Here is a 16,839-nt window from a genome sequence, read left to right as displayed (position 1 = left end):
CTTGTTAAAAACGAATGTTCTTGAGAAATTCCGCCAGTCGCGGCGACTGCGGCCGTTCGAAGATGTCCTTCGCGCTGCCCTGCTCTTCAATGCGGCCCTGGTTCATGAACACGATCTGGTCCGAGACTTCATAAGCAAAGCGCATTTCGTGGGTGACCAACAACATGGTCATGCCCTCCTCCGCCAGCCCCTTGATCACGCTGAGCACTTCGCCCACCAACTCGGGGTCGAGGGCTGAGGTGACTTCGTCGAACAACATCAGGCTGGGGTTCATGGCGATGGCGCGGGCAATGGCCACGCGCTGTTGCTGGCCGCCGGACAATTGACCGGGAAAGTGATTGCGGCGCTCCAGCAGGCCGACGCGGTCCAGCCATTTTTCGGCCAGGGCTACCGCTTCATCCTTGCCCATTTTCTTGACCTTGAGCAAGCCGAGGGTAACGTTCTGCAGCGCGGTCAGGTGCGGGAACAGGTTGAATTGCTGGAACGCCATGCCGGTCATTGCGCGGTGCTGGGCGATCACCCGCTCCGGGTGGCGTACGCGCTTGCCGCCAACATCGCTGTAGCCGATGGACTCGCCGTCCAGGGTGATCTGCCCGCCCTGGAACTCCTCCAGCAGGTTCACGCAGCGCAGCAAAGTGGTCTTGCCCGAACCGCTGGATCCGATCAACGTCACCACATTGCCGCGCTGCATGGACAGGTCGACGCCCTTGAGCACTTCCACCTGGCCGTATTGTTTACGCAGGCCACGAATGTCCAGCAGCGCTGGGTTGGTTTGAGCTTGATTCATGGCAAGGCCACCCGCTTTTCAATGTAGCGCCCGAATAATTCGATGGCGTAGTTGATGACAAAGAACAGAAACCCGGCGAACAGGTAGAACTCCAGGGTCATGAAGGTGCGCGCGATCACCTGCTGGGTACTGAGCAGCAATTCCGCCACGCCGATCACCGACAGCAAGGTGGAAGCCTTGACGATTTCCGTGGAGGAGTTGACCCAGGTCGGCAGGATCTGCCGCAGCGCCTGGGGCAACAGCACATAGCCCAGGGACTGATAAAACGTCAGGCCAATCGCCTTGCCCGCTTCAAGTTGCCCACGGGGAATGGCTTGCAGCGCGCCGCGCACGATTTCCGACACATGGGAGCCACAGAACAAGGTCAGCCCAACCGCACCGGCCTGAAACGCACTGATTTGCCAGCCAAGGGCCGGCAGCATGTAGAAACACGCCAACACCAGCACAAACACCGGCGTGCCACGGATCAAATCGACGTACAGACGGAACGGCGCGCGCATCCAGAATTTGCCGTAGGTGAGGATCAACCCGGCGACGATGCCGATCAGGGTGCCAAAGATAATCGCCAGCGCCGAGACCGCCACACTGGCCTGGAAGCCAGCCCAAAGCGTTTCGCGGGCGATCCACAATTCATGCAGCCAACTGGGGGATTCGTACATGCAAACCCTTCCTTAACGACGGATCGCCAAACGCTGTTCCAGGTAACGGAGCAGCATGGCAATCAGGTAACAGGCAGCCACGTAGAGCGCGGTCGTGACCAGCCAGGTTTCAATCACCCGGTAGCTTTCGACGTTGATCTTGCGGGCGTAATAGGTCAGCTCCGGCACCGCGATCGCAGCGGCCAGGGAGGTGTCCTTGAACAGCGAGATAAAGTTGTTCGACAGCGCCGGCAGCACGTTGCGCAGCATCACCGGCACGGTGATGTAAGCGCGGATCCGCCATTCGCCCAGGCCGATGGCCAGGCCGGCTTCACGCAGCCCCTTGGGAATATTCACCAGGCCTGCGCGGAACACTTCGGTGAGGTAGGCACCGGCATACAGCGACAGGGTGATGATGAACGAGGGGATCTTGTCCAGGCGAATACCCAGGGAGGGCAAGGCAAAGTAGATCAACAGGATCAACACCAGGATCGGGGTATTGCGCACCACCGTCACATACACCGAGGCAAAAATACGCAACGCGCGGTGCCTGGAGAGCATGGCAAACGCCATCAACAGGCCGATCACGCAGCCGATGGCGATCGACAGCAACGCCAACTGCAGGCCCAGGCCCAGCCCTGCCAGCAAGGTGTCGAAATCACGCCAGACGGCGGCAAAGTTCAACTGATAGTTCATGGTCGGCAGCACCTGAAGGGGGCGTGTTCAGGCACGCCCCTGTTGTTGCGGGTCACTTGAATTCCACGGGAAAACCAATCGCCGGTTCTGGCAGGTCCACGCCGAACCACTGCTTGAACGAGGCTTTGTAGGTGGGAAATTCCACACCGGTCATGGCTTCATGCAGCGCGGTGTTGACGAAATTCAGCCAGTCCTGGTCGCCGCGCTTGACCGCGCAGGCGTAGGTTTGCGGGCTCCAGGCATAAGTCGGGCTGCGATAACGACCGGGGTTCTGCACCATCAGGTATTTGACCGAGGACTGGTCGGTGGCGGCGGCATCGGCGCGGCCTGAGTTCACGGCCTGGTACATCAAGTCGACACTGTCGTACTGGTCGACCTTGGCCTTGGGCAGCGCCTGATGCACCAGCTCTTCGGCATACACGTTCTGCAGCACGGCCACAGTAACGTCATCGCCTGCGGCTTGAAGGTCTTCGATTTCCTTGTACTTGCTGTTGTTGGGCAGCAGCAGGCCGACGCCTTCGCGGTAGTACGGCAGGGTAAAAGCCACCTGCTGCGCACGGCTGGCGGTAACAGTAATGAACTGGCAGCTCATGTCGACCTTGTCGGTGAGCAGGTTGGGAATACGTGCATCAGACGACTGCACCACAAACTCCACCTTGCTCGGGTCATTGAACAGGCCTTTGGCCACGATGCGGCCGATGTCGATATCAAATCCCTGCAACTTGCCATCCGCTCCCTGGAAGTGCCACGGCGCATTGGTACTGCCTGTACCTACGATCAAGTGCCCACGCTTGAGCACATCATCAAGCTTGCTGTCCGCCGCCTGCACCACGCTGGCGAGGGAAGCCGATGCAACGACGAGAAAAACACACGCTTTGAATACGGAAGGTCGGTGATGCATGACAAGCACTCCAGGGATTGTGTATTCCGCTATACCGGAACTTGGTATGTAACAACGGAATAGACAGCAGAAAGTGTGCCACAGGTCCTGAAGGAAAAATATGCTGGGGTGAAAGTCGTTAGAGATCAGCAAGATAACGCTTGGAATAATTCCACGCCGTGACAGCATCTTTGCCACGGCTTGCTACTCAAGGCCCCACAGCGCTGTTACTGCGCACTCTCATGGGTCGCAGCGGTACGGCAGACCTGTGAAGGTTGACAGTAGACGCTACACATCTGCGGGCTTAGCGTTGGGAAAAACGACTGCGTCTTGAAGGGGGGATCATCATGGGCGTTGCAACGAGCAGAATTTCCAGCGCCAAGGCGTTCGAACGGTTACTGAACACACCACGCCCGGTATTCATTCTGTTTGTTTCCGAACACTGCCCTGCCTGCGTGCAGGCAGGGCCCTTGTTCGAACTGCACGCCTGGAAGCATCCCAGAGTCGTGAGCCTGGTAGTCGATTGCGCGCACACGCCGAGGCACCCTGACGTAACAGGCACCCCGACGCTGCTGATCTACCTGAATGGCGCCCTGGTAGAAAAATTCAAAGGCTTCGGCCCTCTGGAAGAGCAAGCGCCGTTTGTGCAGGACATCTTCAGTCGTTATGACCCGCGCCAGGGCGCAAATGCACCTGTGTCACTCGACGCTCCTCTACCTCAGCCACCGTCAAACGCCAGCCTTCATGCTCCAGGCTATCGCCCACCACCGGCAGGCGATCGAGCAGGCTCATCACCAAACCCGCCAAGGTCTGATAATCCCCAGTCGCCACCGCCTTGAAGCCCGTGCGCTGACGCACCAGGTTAAGGTTCAAGGCACCATTGGCACGGAAACCATCGCCGTCCTCGACAATGTCCGGCCCTTCGATTTCGCTGGCATCGGGCAATTCACCGGCGATGGACTCTAGAATGTCCGTCATGCTCAACACGCCCATGAAGTCCCCGAATTCGTTGATCACGAAGGCGATGTGGGTGGACTCCTGACGCATCTGCTCCAGGGCATTGAGGATCGAAAAGCTCTCCAGCAGGTTGATCGCCCGACGCGCCAGGTGTTCCAGGTTCGGCTCGTTACCGGCCAGGTACTCCTTGAGCAACTCCTTCTTGTGCACAAAACCCAGGGGCTCATCCACCGCACCGTTACGGATCAACGGCAAGCGCGAGTAGGACGAGTGCATCAGTTTCAGACGGATCGTCTCGGCGTCGTCCGCCAGGTCAATGCAGTCAACCTTGGCCCTTGGCGTCATCAGGGTGCGAATCGGCCGCTCGGCCAGTTGCAGCACACCACTGATCATCACCCGTTCACGTCGGTCAAACAGCGGGCCCTGCGCAGCATCCGGCTCACCCAGCAGGTCGGCGACCTCTTCACCCACCTCTTCCACCGCCAGGCTGCGACCGCCCAACAAGCGCATCACCGCATGGGCAGTGCGCTCACGCACTGGCAACACACCCTGTGCCGATTTCTTGCGACGGGCGCGGGCGATCTGGTTGAACACCTCGATCAGAATCGAGAAACCAATGGCCGCGTACAGGTAGCCCTTGGGAATATGGAAGCCCAAGCCTTCAGCGGTCAGGGCGAAACCGATCATCATCAAGAAGCCCAGGCACAGCATGATCACGGTCGGGTGCGCATTGACGAAACGGGTCAGCGGCTTGCTCGCCACGATCATCAGGCCGATGGACACGATCACCGCGATCATCATCACCGCCAGCTCGTCGACCATGCCCACGGCGGTAATCACCGCGTCGAGGGAGAACACCGCATCCAGTACCACGATCTGCGCGACGATCGGCCAGAACATTGCGTAAGCCACGTTGCCCTTGTGCTGCGCCACATGGCCTTCAAGGCGCTCATGCAATTCCATGGTGGCCTTGAACAGCAGGAATATACCGCCGAACAGCATGATCAGGTCACGGCCCGAGAAGCTCTTGTCGAACACCTCGAACAGCGGCTGGGTCAGGGTCACCAACCAGGAAATACTCGCCAACAGGCCCAGGCGCATCAACAGCGCCAGGGACAAGCCGATCAACCGCGCACGGTCACGCTGCTCCGGCGGCAACTTGTCCGCCAGGATCGCGATAAACACCAGGTTGTCGATACCCAGCACCAGTTCCAGCACAATCAAGGTCGCAAGGCCGAGCCAGGCCGTGGGATCCGCTAACCATTCCATTTATAAATTCTCTGTCTTTAAAGTGTTCAGAACGCCAGGCACGGCAAAGTGCGGTCGTACGACCGGGACAAGGTTAGTTGACGGAATACGGGGTGTTTGAGCGGAAACAGCGACAGCGGTGGTCTTGGGGAAAGACGACTGGGAGGCTCCGAGAGGGTGTTCATGCAAGTCCTGAAATGACAAAAGGACTTGAATCCTACATTTGAAATACAAAATTCCCACAGCGCAAAACTATTACAAAACCTGTAGCCCCCTATCAGAAGCACACCAATACTTGTGGGAGCTGGCTTGCCTGCGATGCAGGCACCTCGGTGTTGATCGTTCCCACGCTCCGCGTGGGAATGCCGCCTTTGACGCTCCGCGTCCCACCCGCGCAAGGGTGACGCGGAGCGTCACAGGATGCGTTCCCACGCTGGAGCGTGGGAACGATCTGTATCAGGTTTTACGAGTGGCATCGTCCAGCGCCAAGATGGTGTGGGCATTGGTGACAGTGGTGGCCAGCGTATTGATCACCCCCGAGCGCAACGCCCCCAAAGTCGCCGCCGCCTTGGTGTTTTCACTGGCAATCGCCACCACATCCGGGATGCGAAACAGCTCCTGCACCGTCAACCCGATTACTCGCCCTTGAATGGCGTTGACCGCCGGCTGGCCGTGAATGTCGATAAAGTCATAGCCCATCATGTCGCCCACGGTGCCAGACAGGCGCGCCTGGGCGATTTCCTGGGGCGAGAACCAGCCCATGCGCACCATGTTGCTGTTCTCGCTCATGTCGCCGATGCCGATCAGGGCAATATCGGCACGGCGGGCGCGGTCAAGGGTCGAACGCACCGTATCGTTGTTGATCAGCACCCCACGCAGCTCCGGGTTGGCCACCAGCGCCGGAGCGTAGAGGCTTTCACTCTCGCCACCAAAGCGCAGGGCCAGGCGTCGGCAGATGTGGTCAGGATTCATGTATTCGCCGGCCTTGAGCGAACCGCCGATGGCACACACGAAGGTGCAGTTGCGGGTTACCGGCAGAAACACGTTGTCGGCCACCGCGCCGACGTTACGCCCCATGCCCACGGCAACGATCATGCCGTCGCCCAGGGTCTTGTTGAGGTAGTTGGCCACCAGGCTGGCGACCGCGGAGCGCTGGGTGTCGGGGTCACTGTGATCGACCGCGATCAAGGCGCGGTCAAGCTTGAAGCGCTCTACCAACGCCCGCTCCAGCTCGTTGTTCATCGCCGGGTGCTGCAACACGCGCACCTCGACAATCCCTTCATCGCGCGCACGCTTGAGCAGGCGGCTGACTTTGGCCCGCGACAGGTCAAAGCGCTTGGCGATGGCCTCCTGAGTGACGTTCTCAAGGTAATAGAGCATCGCCACTTCGGTCATCTGATCGATATCACTGGCCATGCGCTGGGTACTGTCACTCATGGGGACGGGCTTCCGTTTCGGCGTCAAAGGCGCATTCTCCCGACTCTTGCCCCGCGCCGTCCACTACTGATGCCCATCGCGCTCGATCGCATTGATGCGCGCGACCTTGGCCCCGGACCGCGCCGCTTCGAACTCCGAGGCCAAAAACGCACTGACGATACTTTTGGCCAACTCCGCGCCGATGACCCGCGCACCGATGGAGAGGATTTGCGCATCGTTGCTCTTGCGCGCCCGCTCCGCCGAATAGGTGTCATGGGCCTGGGCCGCACGAATGCCCAGCACCTTGTTGGCCGAGATGGCCATGCCAATCCCGGTGCCGCACACCAGCACACCAAGGCGCTGTTGCCCGGCATTGATGGCCGTGGCCACGGCCAGGGCGATGTCCGGGTACAGCACCGGCGCCATGGAATGAGTACCGAAGTCGGTCACCGGGTACCCCAACCCCTCGATATGGCGCTTCAACAGCTCTTTGAGCTCAAAACCCGCTTCATCACATCCGATAGCCACCGGGAAAGGTGTGTTCATGGCGCCTGGCTCCACTGATCAAATGATCACTTAGTGAAATATCTCTCACGCATTTCGCAAGCATTCACCCCTTCCTGTCAAGCGAGATTTAGCTGACCCGCCAGTCAAAGCCCTATACAGAGGCAATCAACGGCTCGCAGATGAGAACCACACCTTTTAAGTGAAAGAGATTGACTGATCAGAATTTCATTTGATACACATATGATCACAGCGAAACATGACTGTGCGACCTAATAAGAATTCACAGCACGAGGACACGCCGATGGCCACGCCATTACTGCTCCAGGCTGAACATGTCGCCAAGGCTTATGCCGGGGTGCCCGCCCTGCGTGACGGGCGCCTTGCTCTGCACGCCGGCAGCGTCCACGCCCTGTGCGGCGGCAATGGCGCCGGCAAGTCGACTTTCCTGAGCATCCTGATGGGCATCACCCAGCGTGACGCTGGCAGCATCCTGCTCAACGGCGCACCGGTGCAGTTCAATCGCCCGAGTGACGCCTTGGCCGCCGGAATCGCGATGATCACCCAGGAGCTGGAACCCATCCCCTACATGACCGTCGCCGAAAACATCTGGCTGGGCCGCGAACCGCGCCGCGCCGGTTGTATCGTCGACAGCAAGGCCCTCAACCGCCGCACCCGCGAACTGCTCGAAAGCCTGGAGTTCGACGTCGACGCCACCAGCCCCATGCACCGCCTGAGCGTGGCGCAGATGCAACTGGTGGAAATCGCCAAGGCGTTCAGCCATGACTGCCAGGTGATGATCATGGACGAGCCCACCTCGGCCATCGGCGAGCGCGAGGCCGAAACCCTGTTCAAGGCCATTCGCCGCCTTACCGCACGCGGTGCCGGCATCGTGTACGTGTCCCATCGACTGAGCGAACTGGCGCAGATCGCCGATGACTACAGCATCTTCCGTGATGGCGCCTTTGTGGAAAGCGGGCGCATGGCCGATATCGACCGCGACCACCTGGTGCGCGGCATTGTCGGCCAGGAACTGACGCGCATCGACCACAAGGTCGGCCGCGAATGTGCGGCCAGCACCTGCCTGCAAGTCGACCACCTGAGCCGCAACGGTGAATTCCACGACATCAGCCTGCAACTGCGCCGTGGCGAGATCCTCGGCATTTACGGGCTGATGGGTTCCGGGCGCAGTGAATTCCTCAATTGCATCTACGGCCTGACCGTGGCGGATTCCGGCAGCGTTACCTTGCAAGGCAAACCCATGCCCATCGGCCAGCCCAAGGCAACCATCGACGCCGGCATGTCGCTGGTCACCGAAGACCGCAAGGACAGCGGCCTGGTACTGACCGGCAGCATCCTGTCCAACATTGCACTGTCGGCCTATAAGCGCCTGTCGAGTTGGTCGCTGATCAACGCACGCAAGGAAGCGCAACTGGCCGAAGACATGGTCAAGCGCCTGCAGATCAAGACCAGCTCCCTGGAACTGCCGGTGGCGTCCATGAGCGGCGGCAACCAGCAAAAGGTGGTGCTCGCCAAATGCCTGTCCACCGAGCCGGTGTGTCTGCTCTGCGATGAACCCACCCGCGGTATCGACGAAGGCGCGAAACAGGAGATCTACCACCTGCTCGACCAGTTCGTGCGCGCTGGCGGTGCAGCCATTGTGGTGTCGTCGGAAGCCCCGGAGCTGCTGCATTTGAGTGATCGCATTGCCGTCTTCAAAGGCGGCCGGCTGGTCACTATCAGCACCGACACCGCTCTTTCCCAGGAAGCCTTGTTGAGTCTTGCCTCATGAATGCCAAAACCATCGTTGCTCCCGTTACTGCCGCGCCGCGCAACCGCCTGCGCCTGTCCCTCGACCGCTTTGGCCTGCCGCTGGTGTTTATCCTGCTGTGCGTGGTAATGGCGTTTTCCAGCGAATACTTTATGACCTGGCGCAACTGGATGGACATCCTGCGCCAGACCTCCATCAACGGCATTCTCGCCGTGGGCATGACCTACGTGATCCTGACCAAGGGCATCGACCTGTCGGTGGGGTCGATCCTGGCGTTCGCCGGTTTGTGCAGCGCCATGGTCGCCACCCAGGGTTACGGTCTGTTGGCGGCGGTCAGCGCGGGGATGTTTGCCGGCGCGATGCTCGGGGTGGTCAATGGTTTTATGATCGCCAACCTGTCGATCCCGCCGTTTGTGGCCACCCTCGGCATGCTCAGCATCGCCCGGGGCATGACCTTTATTCTCAACGACGGCAGCCCGATCACCGACCTGCCCGACACCTACCTGGCCCTGGGCATCGGCAAGGTCGGCCCGGTGGGCGTGCCGATCATCATCTTCGCCGTGGTCGCGCTGATTTTCTGGATGGTGCTGCGCTACACAACCTACGGCCGTTATGTGTATGCGGTGGGCGGCAATGAAAAAAGCGCGCGCACCTCCGGCATTGGCGTGCGCAAAGTGATGTTCTCGGTGTACGTGGTCTCGGGCCTGCTCGCCGGGTTGGCCGGCGTGGTGCTGTCGGCACGCACCACCTCTGCCCTGCCCCAGGCCGGGGTTTCCTATGAGCTGGACGCGATTGCCGCGGTGGTGATCGGCGGCACCAGTCTGTCGGGTGGCACCGGCAGCATTGTCGGCACGCTGTTTGGCGCGCTGTTGATCGGCGTGATCAACAACGGCCTGAACCTGCTCGGCGTGTCCTCCTATTACCAGCAGGTCGCCAAGGGCCTGATCATCGTGTTCGCAGTACTGATCGACGTGTGGCGCAAGAAGAAACGCTGAAGAACGACCCATAACAATAACCGGAGTTCTACTTATGAAACTGGGTACCACCCTGGCCGCCGCGGCGGCCCTCTCCCTGCTCGCCAGCAACATTGCCCTGGCCGCCGATGGCAAGACCTACAAGATCGGCGCGGCCGTCTATGGCCTCAAGGGCCAGTTCATGCAGAACTGGGTCCGCGAGCTCAAGGAACATCCGGCCGTCAAGGATGGCACCGTGCAGTTGACCGTATTCGACGGCAACTACGACGCCCTGACCCAGAACAACCAGATCGAAAACATGGTGACCCAACGCTACGACGCGATTCTGTTCGTGCCGATTGATACCAAGGCCGGCGTCGGCACCGTCAAGGCAGCCATGAGCAACGACGTGGTGGTCATCGCCTCCAATACGAAAGTAGCCGATGCCAGCGTGCCGTATGTGGGTAACGACGACGTGGAAGGCGGCCGCCTGCAGGCCCAGGCCATGGTCGACAAGCTCAATGGCAAGGGCAACGTGGTGATCATCCAGGGCCCGATTGGCCAGTCGGCGCAGATCGACCGGGAAAAAGGCGAGCTGGAAGTGCTGGGCAAACACCCTGATATCAAGATCATCGAGAAGAAAACCGCCAACTGGGACCGCGCCCAGGCCATGACCCTCACCGAAGACTGGCTCAACGCCCACCCCAAGGGCATCAATGGCGTGATCGCCCAGAACGACGACATGGCCCTGGGCGCCGTGCAGGCGCTGAAGTCCCATGGCCTCACCTCCAAGGACGTGCCCGTCACCTCCATCGATGGCATGCCGGATGCGATCCAGGCGGCGAAAAAGGACGAAGTCACCACCTTCCTGCAGGACGCCCAGGCCCAGTCCCAAGGCGCGCTGGACGTAGCACTGCGGGCCCTGGCCGGCGAAGACTACAAGCCGCAATCGGTGATTTGGGAGCGCTATGCCAAGGACCTGAAATGGGCCGACGGCACGGCCAAGAACTACATCCTGCCCTGGGTGCCGGTGACCAATGCCAATGCGGATGCGCTGTACAAGCAAGTCAGCGGCGGTAAGTAGTTTGATCGTTCCCACGCTCCGCGTGGGAACGCATCCCGTGACGCTCCGCGTCACTTAACATCGGAACGCAGAGCGTTCCACGCGGCATTCCCACGCAGAGCGTGGGAACGAGGAGTCATTCATGTCTGGTTTCTGGAACCAAGCCTTCGACCTCAGCGGCCGTTGCGCGGTGATCACCGGTGGCGCCGCCGGCATCGGCCTGGCCTGCGCCACCTTGCTGGCGGAACGCGGCGCCCGGGTGGCGCTGCTGGACCGTGACCCGGCCGTGGTCGAGGTGGCCGCTAGCCTGGGTGCCGGGCACCTGGGCATTGCCGTCGACCTCGGAAAGATCGACCAGATACAACCGACCGTCGACAAGGTGTTCGCACACTTCCAACGCCTGGATTACCTGATCAACAGCGCAGGCGTGGTGCTGCTGGACAAGGCCATCGAGGTCAGCGAAAGCGCCTGGGACACCACCCTGGACATCAACCTCAAGGCCAGCTTTTTCATGGCTCAGGCCTGCGCCAGGCACATGATCGCCCAGGGCAGCGGGCGCATCGTCAACCTGGCGTCCCAGGCCGCCGTGATTGGCCTGGACCGTCACGTCGCCTACTGCGCCAGCAAAGCCGCCATCGTCGGCATGACCAAAGTATTGGCCATGGAGTGGGCGCCGCAGGTGAACGTCAATGCTATCTCCCCCACCATCGTCGAAACCGCCCTGGGTAAAAAAGCCTGGGCCGGCGAGGTGGGTGAGCGGGCCAAATTGCAGATCCCGGCAGGTCGCTTTGCCCTGCCGGAAGAAATCGCCGGGCTGGCGCTGTACCTGCTCAGCGATGCCGCGCAGATGATCACCGGCGCCAACATGGTGATCGACGGCGGCTACAGCATTCAGTAATTCATCGTTATGTCGTGAGGTTTTGTCATGTCCACTGTCACCGAACGCACACCTGAACAACTCGCCCCAAGCATCCCGAAAACCATGCAGGCCGTGGTCTGCCACGGCCCGGAAGACTACCGCCTGGAAACCGTCGACGTGCCTACCCCCGGCCCCGACGAGATCCTCACCAAGGTCGAGCTGTGCGGCATTTGCATGGGCGATATCAAGACCTATCGCGGCGCGCCATCGTTCTGGGGCGATGCCGAGCAACCGCGCTACGTGAAACCACCGATGATCCCCGGCCATGAGTTCGTGTGCCGCGTGGTCGCCCTTGGACCAGGCGCCGAGAAGCGTGGCGTGGCCGTGGGTGACCGGGTGATCTCCGAGCAGATCGTGCCGTGCTGGGGCTGCCGCTTCTGTAACCACGGCCAGTACTGGATGTGCCAAAAGCACGACCTGTATGGCTTTCAGAACAATGTGCAGGGCGCCATGGCCCAGTACATGATCTTCACCAAGGAAGGCATCATCCACAAAGTGCCGGAATCCATCGCCCCCGATGAAGCGATCCTGATCGAACCCTTGGCCTGCTCGCTGCACGCGGCGGAACGCGCCAACGTCGACCATGACGACATCGTGGTAGTCGCCGGCGCCGGCACCCTGGGCCTGGGCATTATCGGCGCGGTGCGGCTGCGCAACCCCAAAAAGCTCATCGTGCTAGACATGAAACCCGAACGCGCCGCCCTCGCCCTGCGCCTGGGCGCCGATGAAGTGTGGAACCCGGCCGAGGTGGATGTGTTGGCGAAGATCCGCGAGATCACCGACGGCTACGGCTGCGACATCTATATCGAGGCCACCGGTCATCACAAGGCAGTCAACCAGGGCCTGGCGATGCTGCGCAAGCTGGGACGCTTTGTCGAATTCAGCGTGTTCAATGACGAGGCCACGGTGGATTGGTCGATCATCGGCGACCGCAAGGAGCTGGATATCCTTGGCTCGCACCTGGGGCCGTATATGTACCCCAGGGCCATCGACTTTATCGGCAACCGGAAGATCGATATGCGCGACGTGGTGACCCACAAGTTTGCGCTGGCAGATTTCAAGCAAGCGTTTGCAGTGATGGAGCGCGGCGATAAATCGCTGAAGGTTGTGCTCGAACCCTGAAAGTTTACTCAACCGCTTTTACTGTAGGAGCGAGCTTGCTCGCGAAGAACTCAAGGCCGCCACGCTGAATCAGACAGCCCGCGTCATCGTTGGCGTTTTTCGCGAGCAAGCTCGCTCCTACAGTTAATAAAAACAACAGGAACCCGCGTTATGAATCGAGTCATCAACGATCCCGACCAAGTGGTCGAAGACATGCTGCGCGGCATCCTGGTCGCGCACCCCGAACTGCGCCAGTACGAGAGCAACCCACGGGTCATCGTCAAGGCCAGGCCATCCGCCCAAGGCCGCGTCGGCATTGTCACCGGCGGCGGCTCCGGGCATGAGCCGGCGTTCCTCGGCTATGTTGGCCCAGGCCTGGTGGATGCGGTGGCCGTCGGCGAGATTTTTTCCTCGCCCACCGCCAAAAGCTTTTTCGACGCCTTCCGCGCCGCCGACCATGGTGCAGGCGTTGCCTGCCTGTATGGCAACTACGCGGGCGACAACATGAACGTGAAGCTGGCGATGAAAATGGCCGCCAGCAAAGACATGCGCATCCGCACGGTGGTCGCCAACGACGACGTGGCGTCCGCGCCCAAGGCCGACATCGCCAAGCGTCGCGGCGTGGCCGGGGAAATCTTCATGTGGAAGATCGGCGGTGCCGCCGCTGCCCAGCATTACGACCTGGACGGCGTGATTCGGGTGGCGCAGAAAACCGTCGACCACTGCCGCTCGATTGGTATCGGCCTTACGCCCTGCACCATCGCCGCGGTGGGCAAGCCGAACTTCCAGATTCCCGACGGCCAGATGGAGCTGGGCATCGGCCATCATGGCGAACCGGGCATCGAAGTCATCCCGATTGAACCGGCCGCCGCCATGGCCGAGCGCATGCTGGCACCGATCCTCGCCGACCGCGATTTCAGCCAGGACGACAGCCTGGTGGTGTTGGTCTCTGGCCTTGGCGCCACGCCGGTGATGGAGTTGTATATTTTCTACGCCGAGGTCGAAAAGCAGCTCCAGGCCAAAGGCTTGAAAATTCACCGTTGCTACGTGGGCAACTACTTCACGTCCCTGGAAATGATGGGCGTGACCTTGACCCTGCTCGGCCTCGACGCCGAGCTGAAAACCCTGATCGACCAACCCTGCCGCTCCATCGGCATGACCCAGGCGGAGTGAACCATGAGCCAGCATTTTTCCACCCATGATGGCAGCGCCATCGTCGCCGACCTGGTCCGCGTCATCGTGGCCAACCGTGAGTACCTCAGCGAAGTCGACGGCGCCATAGGCGATGGCGACCATGGCATCAACATGGCCAAGGGCTTTGCCCATTGCGGCCGCACGATCGAAGGCCGCCAACTGACCCTGGCCGAAGCCCTGGACGAACTGACCTTGAGCCTGATGGAAGGCATCGGCGGCTCCATGGGCCCGTTGTATGGCAGCCTGTTTATCGGCATGGCCGACGAAGTGCGCGGCCGTGAAGACATCGACGCCGCCACCTTCGCCCACCTGCTGCGCGGCGGCTTGACCTCGTTGCAGGACATCACCGAAGCGGGCGTGGGCGACAAGTGCTTGATGGATACATTGATTCCGGCGGTAGAAGCCTTTGAACGGGCGCAGGCGTCGGGGGCTTCGTTCAACGATGCACTCGATGCGATGAAAAGCGCTGCTTCTCAAGGGCGGGATTCGACCAAAGACCTGGTGGCCAAGATTGGCCGGGCCAGTCGCTTAGGCGAGCGTTCCCTCGGCGTTCTGGATGCCGGGGCGGTGTCGTGCTGCCTGATCCTTACGCAATTGGCGGACTCGATTAAACCCCGTTTGACCTGACATGATCGTTCCCACGCTCCGCGTGGAAATGCAGCCTTGGACGCTCCGCGCCCCACCTACGCCAGGGTGACGCAGAGCGTCACTGGAGGCATTCCCACGCGGAGCGTGGGAACGATCGACAAGGGATTACCTGGTTTTCAGTACTGGGTTACCAGAACCGTTGCTGGGTCAAGCGGCTCCACCAGGTCAACAGCACCCGGTCCACCGAACCGCTGGCTGCCAGGCCTACGCGCTCTTGCAGGCTCTTACGCTCGGCATAGTGCAGGTGGAACACTTCGGCGGTCTTGGCCTTGGTGGCCAGGTATTCGTCGCTGGTTTGCAGCTCATCGACCAGTTGCTTGTCGAGTGCGGCGACGCCCAGCCACACTTCACCGGTAGCCACCTCGTCAATCGCCAACTGTGGGCGGTAGCGCGAAACGAAGTTCTTGAACAACTGGTGGGTAATGTCCAGGTCTTCCTGGAACTTCTCCCGGCCCTTCTCGGTGTTTTCGCCGAACACTGTGAGCGTGCGCTTGTATTCACCGGCAGTCAGCACTTCAAAGTCGATGTCGTGCTTTTTCAGCAGGCGATTGACGTTGGGCAACTGCGCCACCACGCCAATGGAACCGAGAATGGCGAAGGGAGCGCTGATGATCTTCTCGCCGATGCACGCCATCATGTAGCCGCCGCTGGCCGCCACTTTGTCGATGCACACAGTCAATGGCACGCCGGCCTGGCGGATACGCGCCAGTTGCGAAGAGGCCAGGCCATAGCTGTGCACCATGCCGCCGCCGCTTTCCAGGCGCAGCACCACTTCATCCTTGGGCGTGGCCAGGCTCAGCAGCGCGGTGATTTCATGGCGCAGGCTTTCGGTGGCCGAGGCCTTGATGTCACCGTCGAAATCCAGCACGAATACCCGTGGCTTGGCCTCGGGCTTCTTCTTGTCTTTCTTCTTTTCGGCTTTGCTTTCGGACTTGCGCAGGGCCTTGAGCTGGTCTTTGTCGAGCAGGCTCGACTCCAGGCGCTCGCGCAATCCCTTGTAAAAATCATTCAGCTTGCTGACCTGCAATTGGCCGGCGGATTTACGACGACCTTTGCTGCGCAGTGCTGCAAAGCTGATCAGTACCACCAGAATAGCGACCACCAGGGTGACGGTCTTCGCCAGAAAGCTCGCGTATTCGGCCAGAAAATCCATATGTCTCCTTAAAAAAAGCACTGCGCCAGGCGCGGATGGCCCCAGCATACCGACGCCACCGCGAAGGAGCCAGTGATCAAACCGCCAGCAGGCGGGCTCCAACGCGCTTTTAAAACAAGCGTATGTTTTTCCATTGACAGCTCGCAGGCATCCTCATAACCTCGCCAGACTTTCAACGTACCGGGAAAACGGACGTGGGCAGCATTTATCTGATTCGACATGGCCAGGCCTCCTTCGGTGCAGACGACTACGACGTCCTCTCGCCCATTGGCGTGGAACAAGCGCAAGTGCTCGGTCGCCACCTGGCAGACCTGGGCATTGCGTTTGACCGCTGCATCGCCGGCGACCTGCGTCGCCAGCAGCACACCGCCAGCGCCACGTTCGATCAGTACAGCGCCCTGGGTTTGCCGGTGCCGGCGCTGGAAACCGACAGCGCATTCAACGAGTTCGACGGCGAAGCGATTATTCGGGGCCTGTTGCCCGACCTGCTCAGCAGTGAACCGAATGCCGTGCATATCCTGCGCAATGGCCCGCAGAACCGCAGCGAGTTCCAGCGCATTTTCGCCCTGATCATCGAACGCTGGCTGGCCGGCACCTATGATCCGCCGGGGCTGGAAAGCTGGCTGGGGTTTGTCGAGCGGGTCCAGGGTGGCTTGCAGCGCATCCTTGAAGCCGCGAACCACACCGACAAAATCGCCGTATTCACCTCCGGCGGCACCATCACCGCCCTGCTCCACCTGATTACCCGAATGCCTGCCGCCCAGGCCTTCGAAATGAACTGGCAAATTGTTAACACCTCGCTCAACCAACTGAAGTTCCGTGGTCGCGAGGTGGCACTGGCTTCCTTCAACAGTCACGCCCACTTGCAACTGTTGAAGGCGCCGCAGCTCATCACTTTCCGATGAACTGCG

Annotated in this window: 16 protein-coding genes and 1 pseudogene; 9 read left to right on the top strand and 8 right to left on the bottom strand. The window is 60.6% G+C overall.

Translation table 11 applies throughout. The annotated features are described in order from the left end of the window. Positions 1-4: 4 nt before the first annotated feature. The 4 genes from QK296_RS19830 to QK296_RS19815 are packed head-to-tail and all read right to left on the bottom strand — an operon-like array spanning position 5 to position 3,022. On the bottom strand, positions 5-787 hold the full coding sequence (locus tag QK296_RS19830; RefSeq protein WP_020301585.1) for an amino acid ABC transporter ATP-binding protein: 783 nt from the start codon (positions 785-787) through the stop codon (positions 5-7). After that, on the bottom strand, positions 784-1,446 hold the full coding sequence (locus tag QK296_RS19825) for an amino acid ABC transporter permease (RefSeq protein ID WP_003191826.1): 663 nt from the start codon (positions 1,444-1,446) through the stop codon (positions 784-786). The genes QK296_RS19830 and QK296_RS19825 overlap by 4 nt, the downstream gene beginning before the upstream one ends. A 12-nt stretch (positions 1,447-1,458) precedes the next feature. Further along, complete coding sequence (locus QK296_RS19820; RefSeq protein ID WP_003191828.1) at positions 1,459-2,121, bottom strand: amino acid ABC transporter permease; 663 nt, start codon at positions 2,119-2,121, stop codon at positions 1,459-1,461. A gap of 52 nt (positions 2,122-2,173) precedes the next feature. After that, complete coding sequence (locus QK296_RS19815; protein WP_003191830.1) at positions 2,174-3,022, bottom strand: transporter substrate-binding domain-containing protein; 849 nt, start codon at positions 3,020-3,022, stop codon at positions 2,174-2,176. A 326-nt stretch (positions 3,023-3,348) separates the two neighbouring features. Here QK296_RS19815 and QK296_RS19810 point away from each other — a divergent pair. Continuing rightward, positions 3,349-3,621, top strand: a pseudogene (locus tag QK296_RS19810) (thioredoxin family protein); the annotation flags it as partial. A gap of 37 nt (positions 3,622-3,658) precedes the next feature. Here QK296_RS19810 and QK296_RS19805 read toward each other — a convergent pair. From QK296_RS19805 to rpiB, 3 genes are all read right to left on the bottom strand, one after another. Continuing rightward, on the bottom strand, positions 3,659-5,227 hold the full coding sequence (locus tag QK296_RS19805) for a TerC family protein (RefSeq protein ID WP_057710421.1): 1,569 nt from the start codon (positions 5,225-5,227) through the stop codon (positions 3,659-3,661). Positions 5,228-5,662: 435 nt separating this feature from the next. Continuing rightward, the gene (locus QK296_RS19800; protein ID WP_003191835.1) at positions 5,663-6,643 is read right to left on the bottom strand and encodes a sugar-binding transcriptional regulator; all 981 of its coding nucleotides are present in this window, start codon (positions 6,641-6,643) and stop codon (positions 5,663-5,665) included. A 63-nt stretch (positions 6,644-6,706) separates the two neighbouring features. Then, positions 6,707-7,168 (bottom strand): ribose 5-phosphate isomerase B, encoded by a 462-nt coding sequence (rpiB, locus tag QK296_RS19795; protein WP_003191837.1) that lies wholly within the window; start codon positions 7,166-7,168, stop codon positions 6,707-6,709. Between the two features lie 262 nt (positions 7,169-7,430). Between rpiB and QK296_RS19790 the strand changes: the two genes are divergently transcribed. The 7 genes from QK296_RS19790 (at position 7,431) to dhaL (ending at position 14,754) form a co-directional block, all read left to right on the top strand. Then, a complete protein-coding gene (locus tag QK296_RS19790; protein WP_057710420.1) occupies positions 7,431-8,918 on the top strand; it encodes a sugar ABC transporter ATP-binding protein in 1,488 nt (495 codons plus the stop codon). Next, complete coding sequence (locus QK296_RS19785; protein WP_003191840.1) at positions 8,915-9,892, top strand: ABC transporter permease; 978 nt, start codon at positions 8,915-8,917, stop codon at positions 9,890-9,892. The genes QK296_RS19790 and QK296_RS19785 overlap by 4 nt, the downstream gene beginning before the upstream one ends. Positions 9,893-9,926: 34 nt before the next feature. Continuing rightward, positions 9,927-10,934, top strand: a complete 1,008-nt coding sequence (locus QK296_RS19780) for a substrate-binding domain-containing protein (RefSeq protein ID WP_169911845.1) — start codon at positions 9,927-9,929, stop codon at positions 10,932-10,934. Positions 10,935-11,055: 121 nt separating this feature from the next. Next, entirely contained in the window at positions 11,056-11,811 is a 756-nt protein-coding gene (locus QK296_RS19775; protein WP_034135848.1) for an SDR family oxidoreductase, read from the top strand. A 27-nt stretch (positions 11,812-11,838) separates the two neighbouring features. Further along, positions 11,839-12,954 (top strand): alcohol dehydrogenase catalytic domain-containing protein, encoded by a 1,116-nt coding sequence (locus tag QK296_RS19770; RefSeq protein ID WP_032900715.1) that lies wholly within the window; start codon positions 11,839-11,841, stop codon positions 12,952-12,954. 150 nt (positions 12,955-13,104) lie between these two features. Next, on the top strand, positions 13,105-14,106 hold the full coding sequence (locus QK296_RS19765; protein ID WP_282391213.1) for a dihydroxyacetone kinase subunit DhaK: 1,002 nt from the start codon (positions 13,105-13,107) through the stop codon (positions 14,104-14,106). 3 nt (positions 14,107-14,109) lie between these two features. Further along, positions 14,110-14,754 (top strand): dihydroxyacetone kinase subunit DhaL, encoded by a 645-nt coding sequence (gene dhaL, locus QK296_RS19760; RefSeq protein ID WP_057710418.1) that lies wholly within the window; start codon positions 14,110-14,112, stop codon positions 14,752-14,754. A 148-nt stretch (positions 14,755-14,902) separates the two neighbouring features. Here dhaL and sohB read toward each other — a convergent pair whose 3' ends face one another. Then, a complete protein-coding gene (gene sohB / locus QK296_RS19755) occupies positions 14,903-15,928 on the bottom strand; it encodes a protease SohB (RefSeq protein ID WP_032896860.1) in 1,026 nt (341 codons plus the stop codon). Positions 15,929-16,122: 194 nt separating this feature from the next. Between sohB and QK296_RS19750 the strand changes: the two genes are divergently transcribed. Further along, positions 16,123-16,833 (top strand): histidine phosphatase family protein, encoded by a 711-nt coding sequence (locus QK296_RS19750; protein ID WP_003191853.1) that lies wholly within the window; start codon positions 16,123-16,125, stop codon positions 16,831-16,833. Positions 16,834-16,839: the final 6 nt, after the last annotated feature.

Origin of the sequence: Pseudomonas sp. AL10, assembly GCF_029960685.1 — a bacterium.
Taxonomy (GTDB): Bacteria; Pseudomonadota; Gammaproteobacteria; order Pseudomonadales; family Pseudomonadaceae; genus Aquipseudomonas; species Aquipseudomonas lactis.
This window is presented reverse-complemented; position numbering and strand designations above follow the sequence as displayed.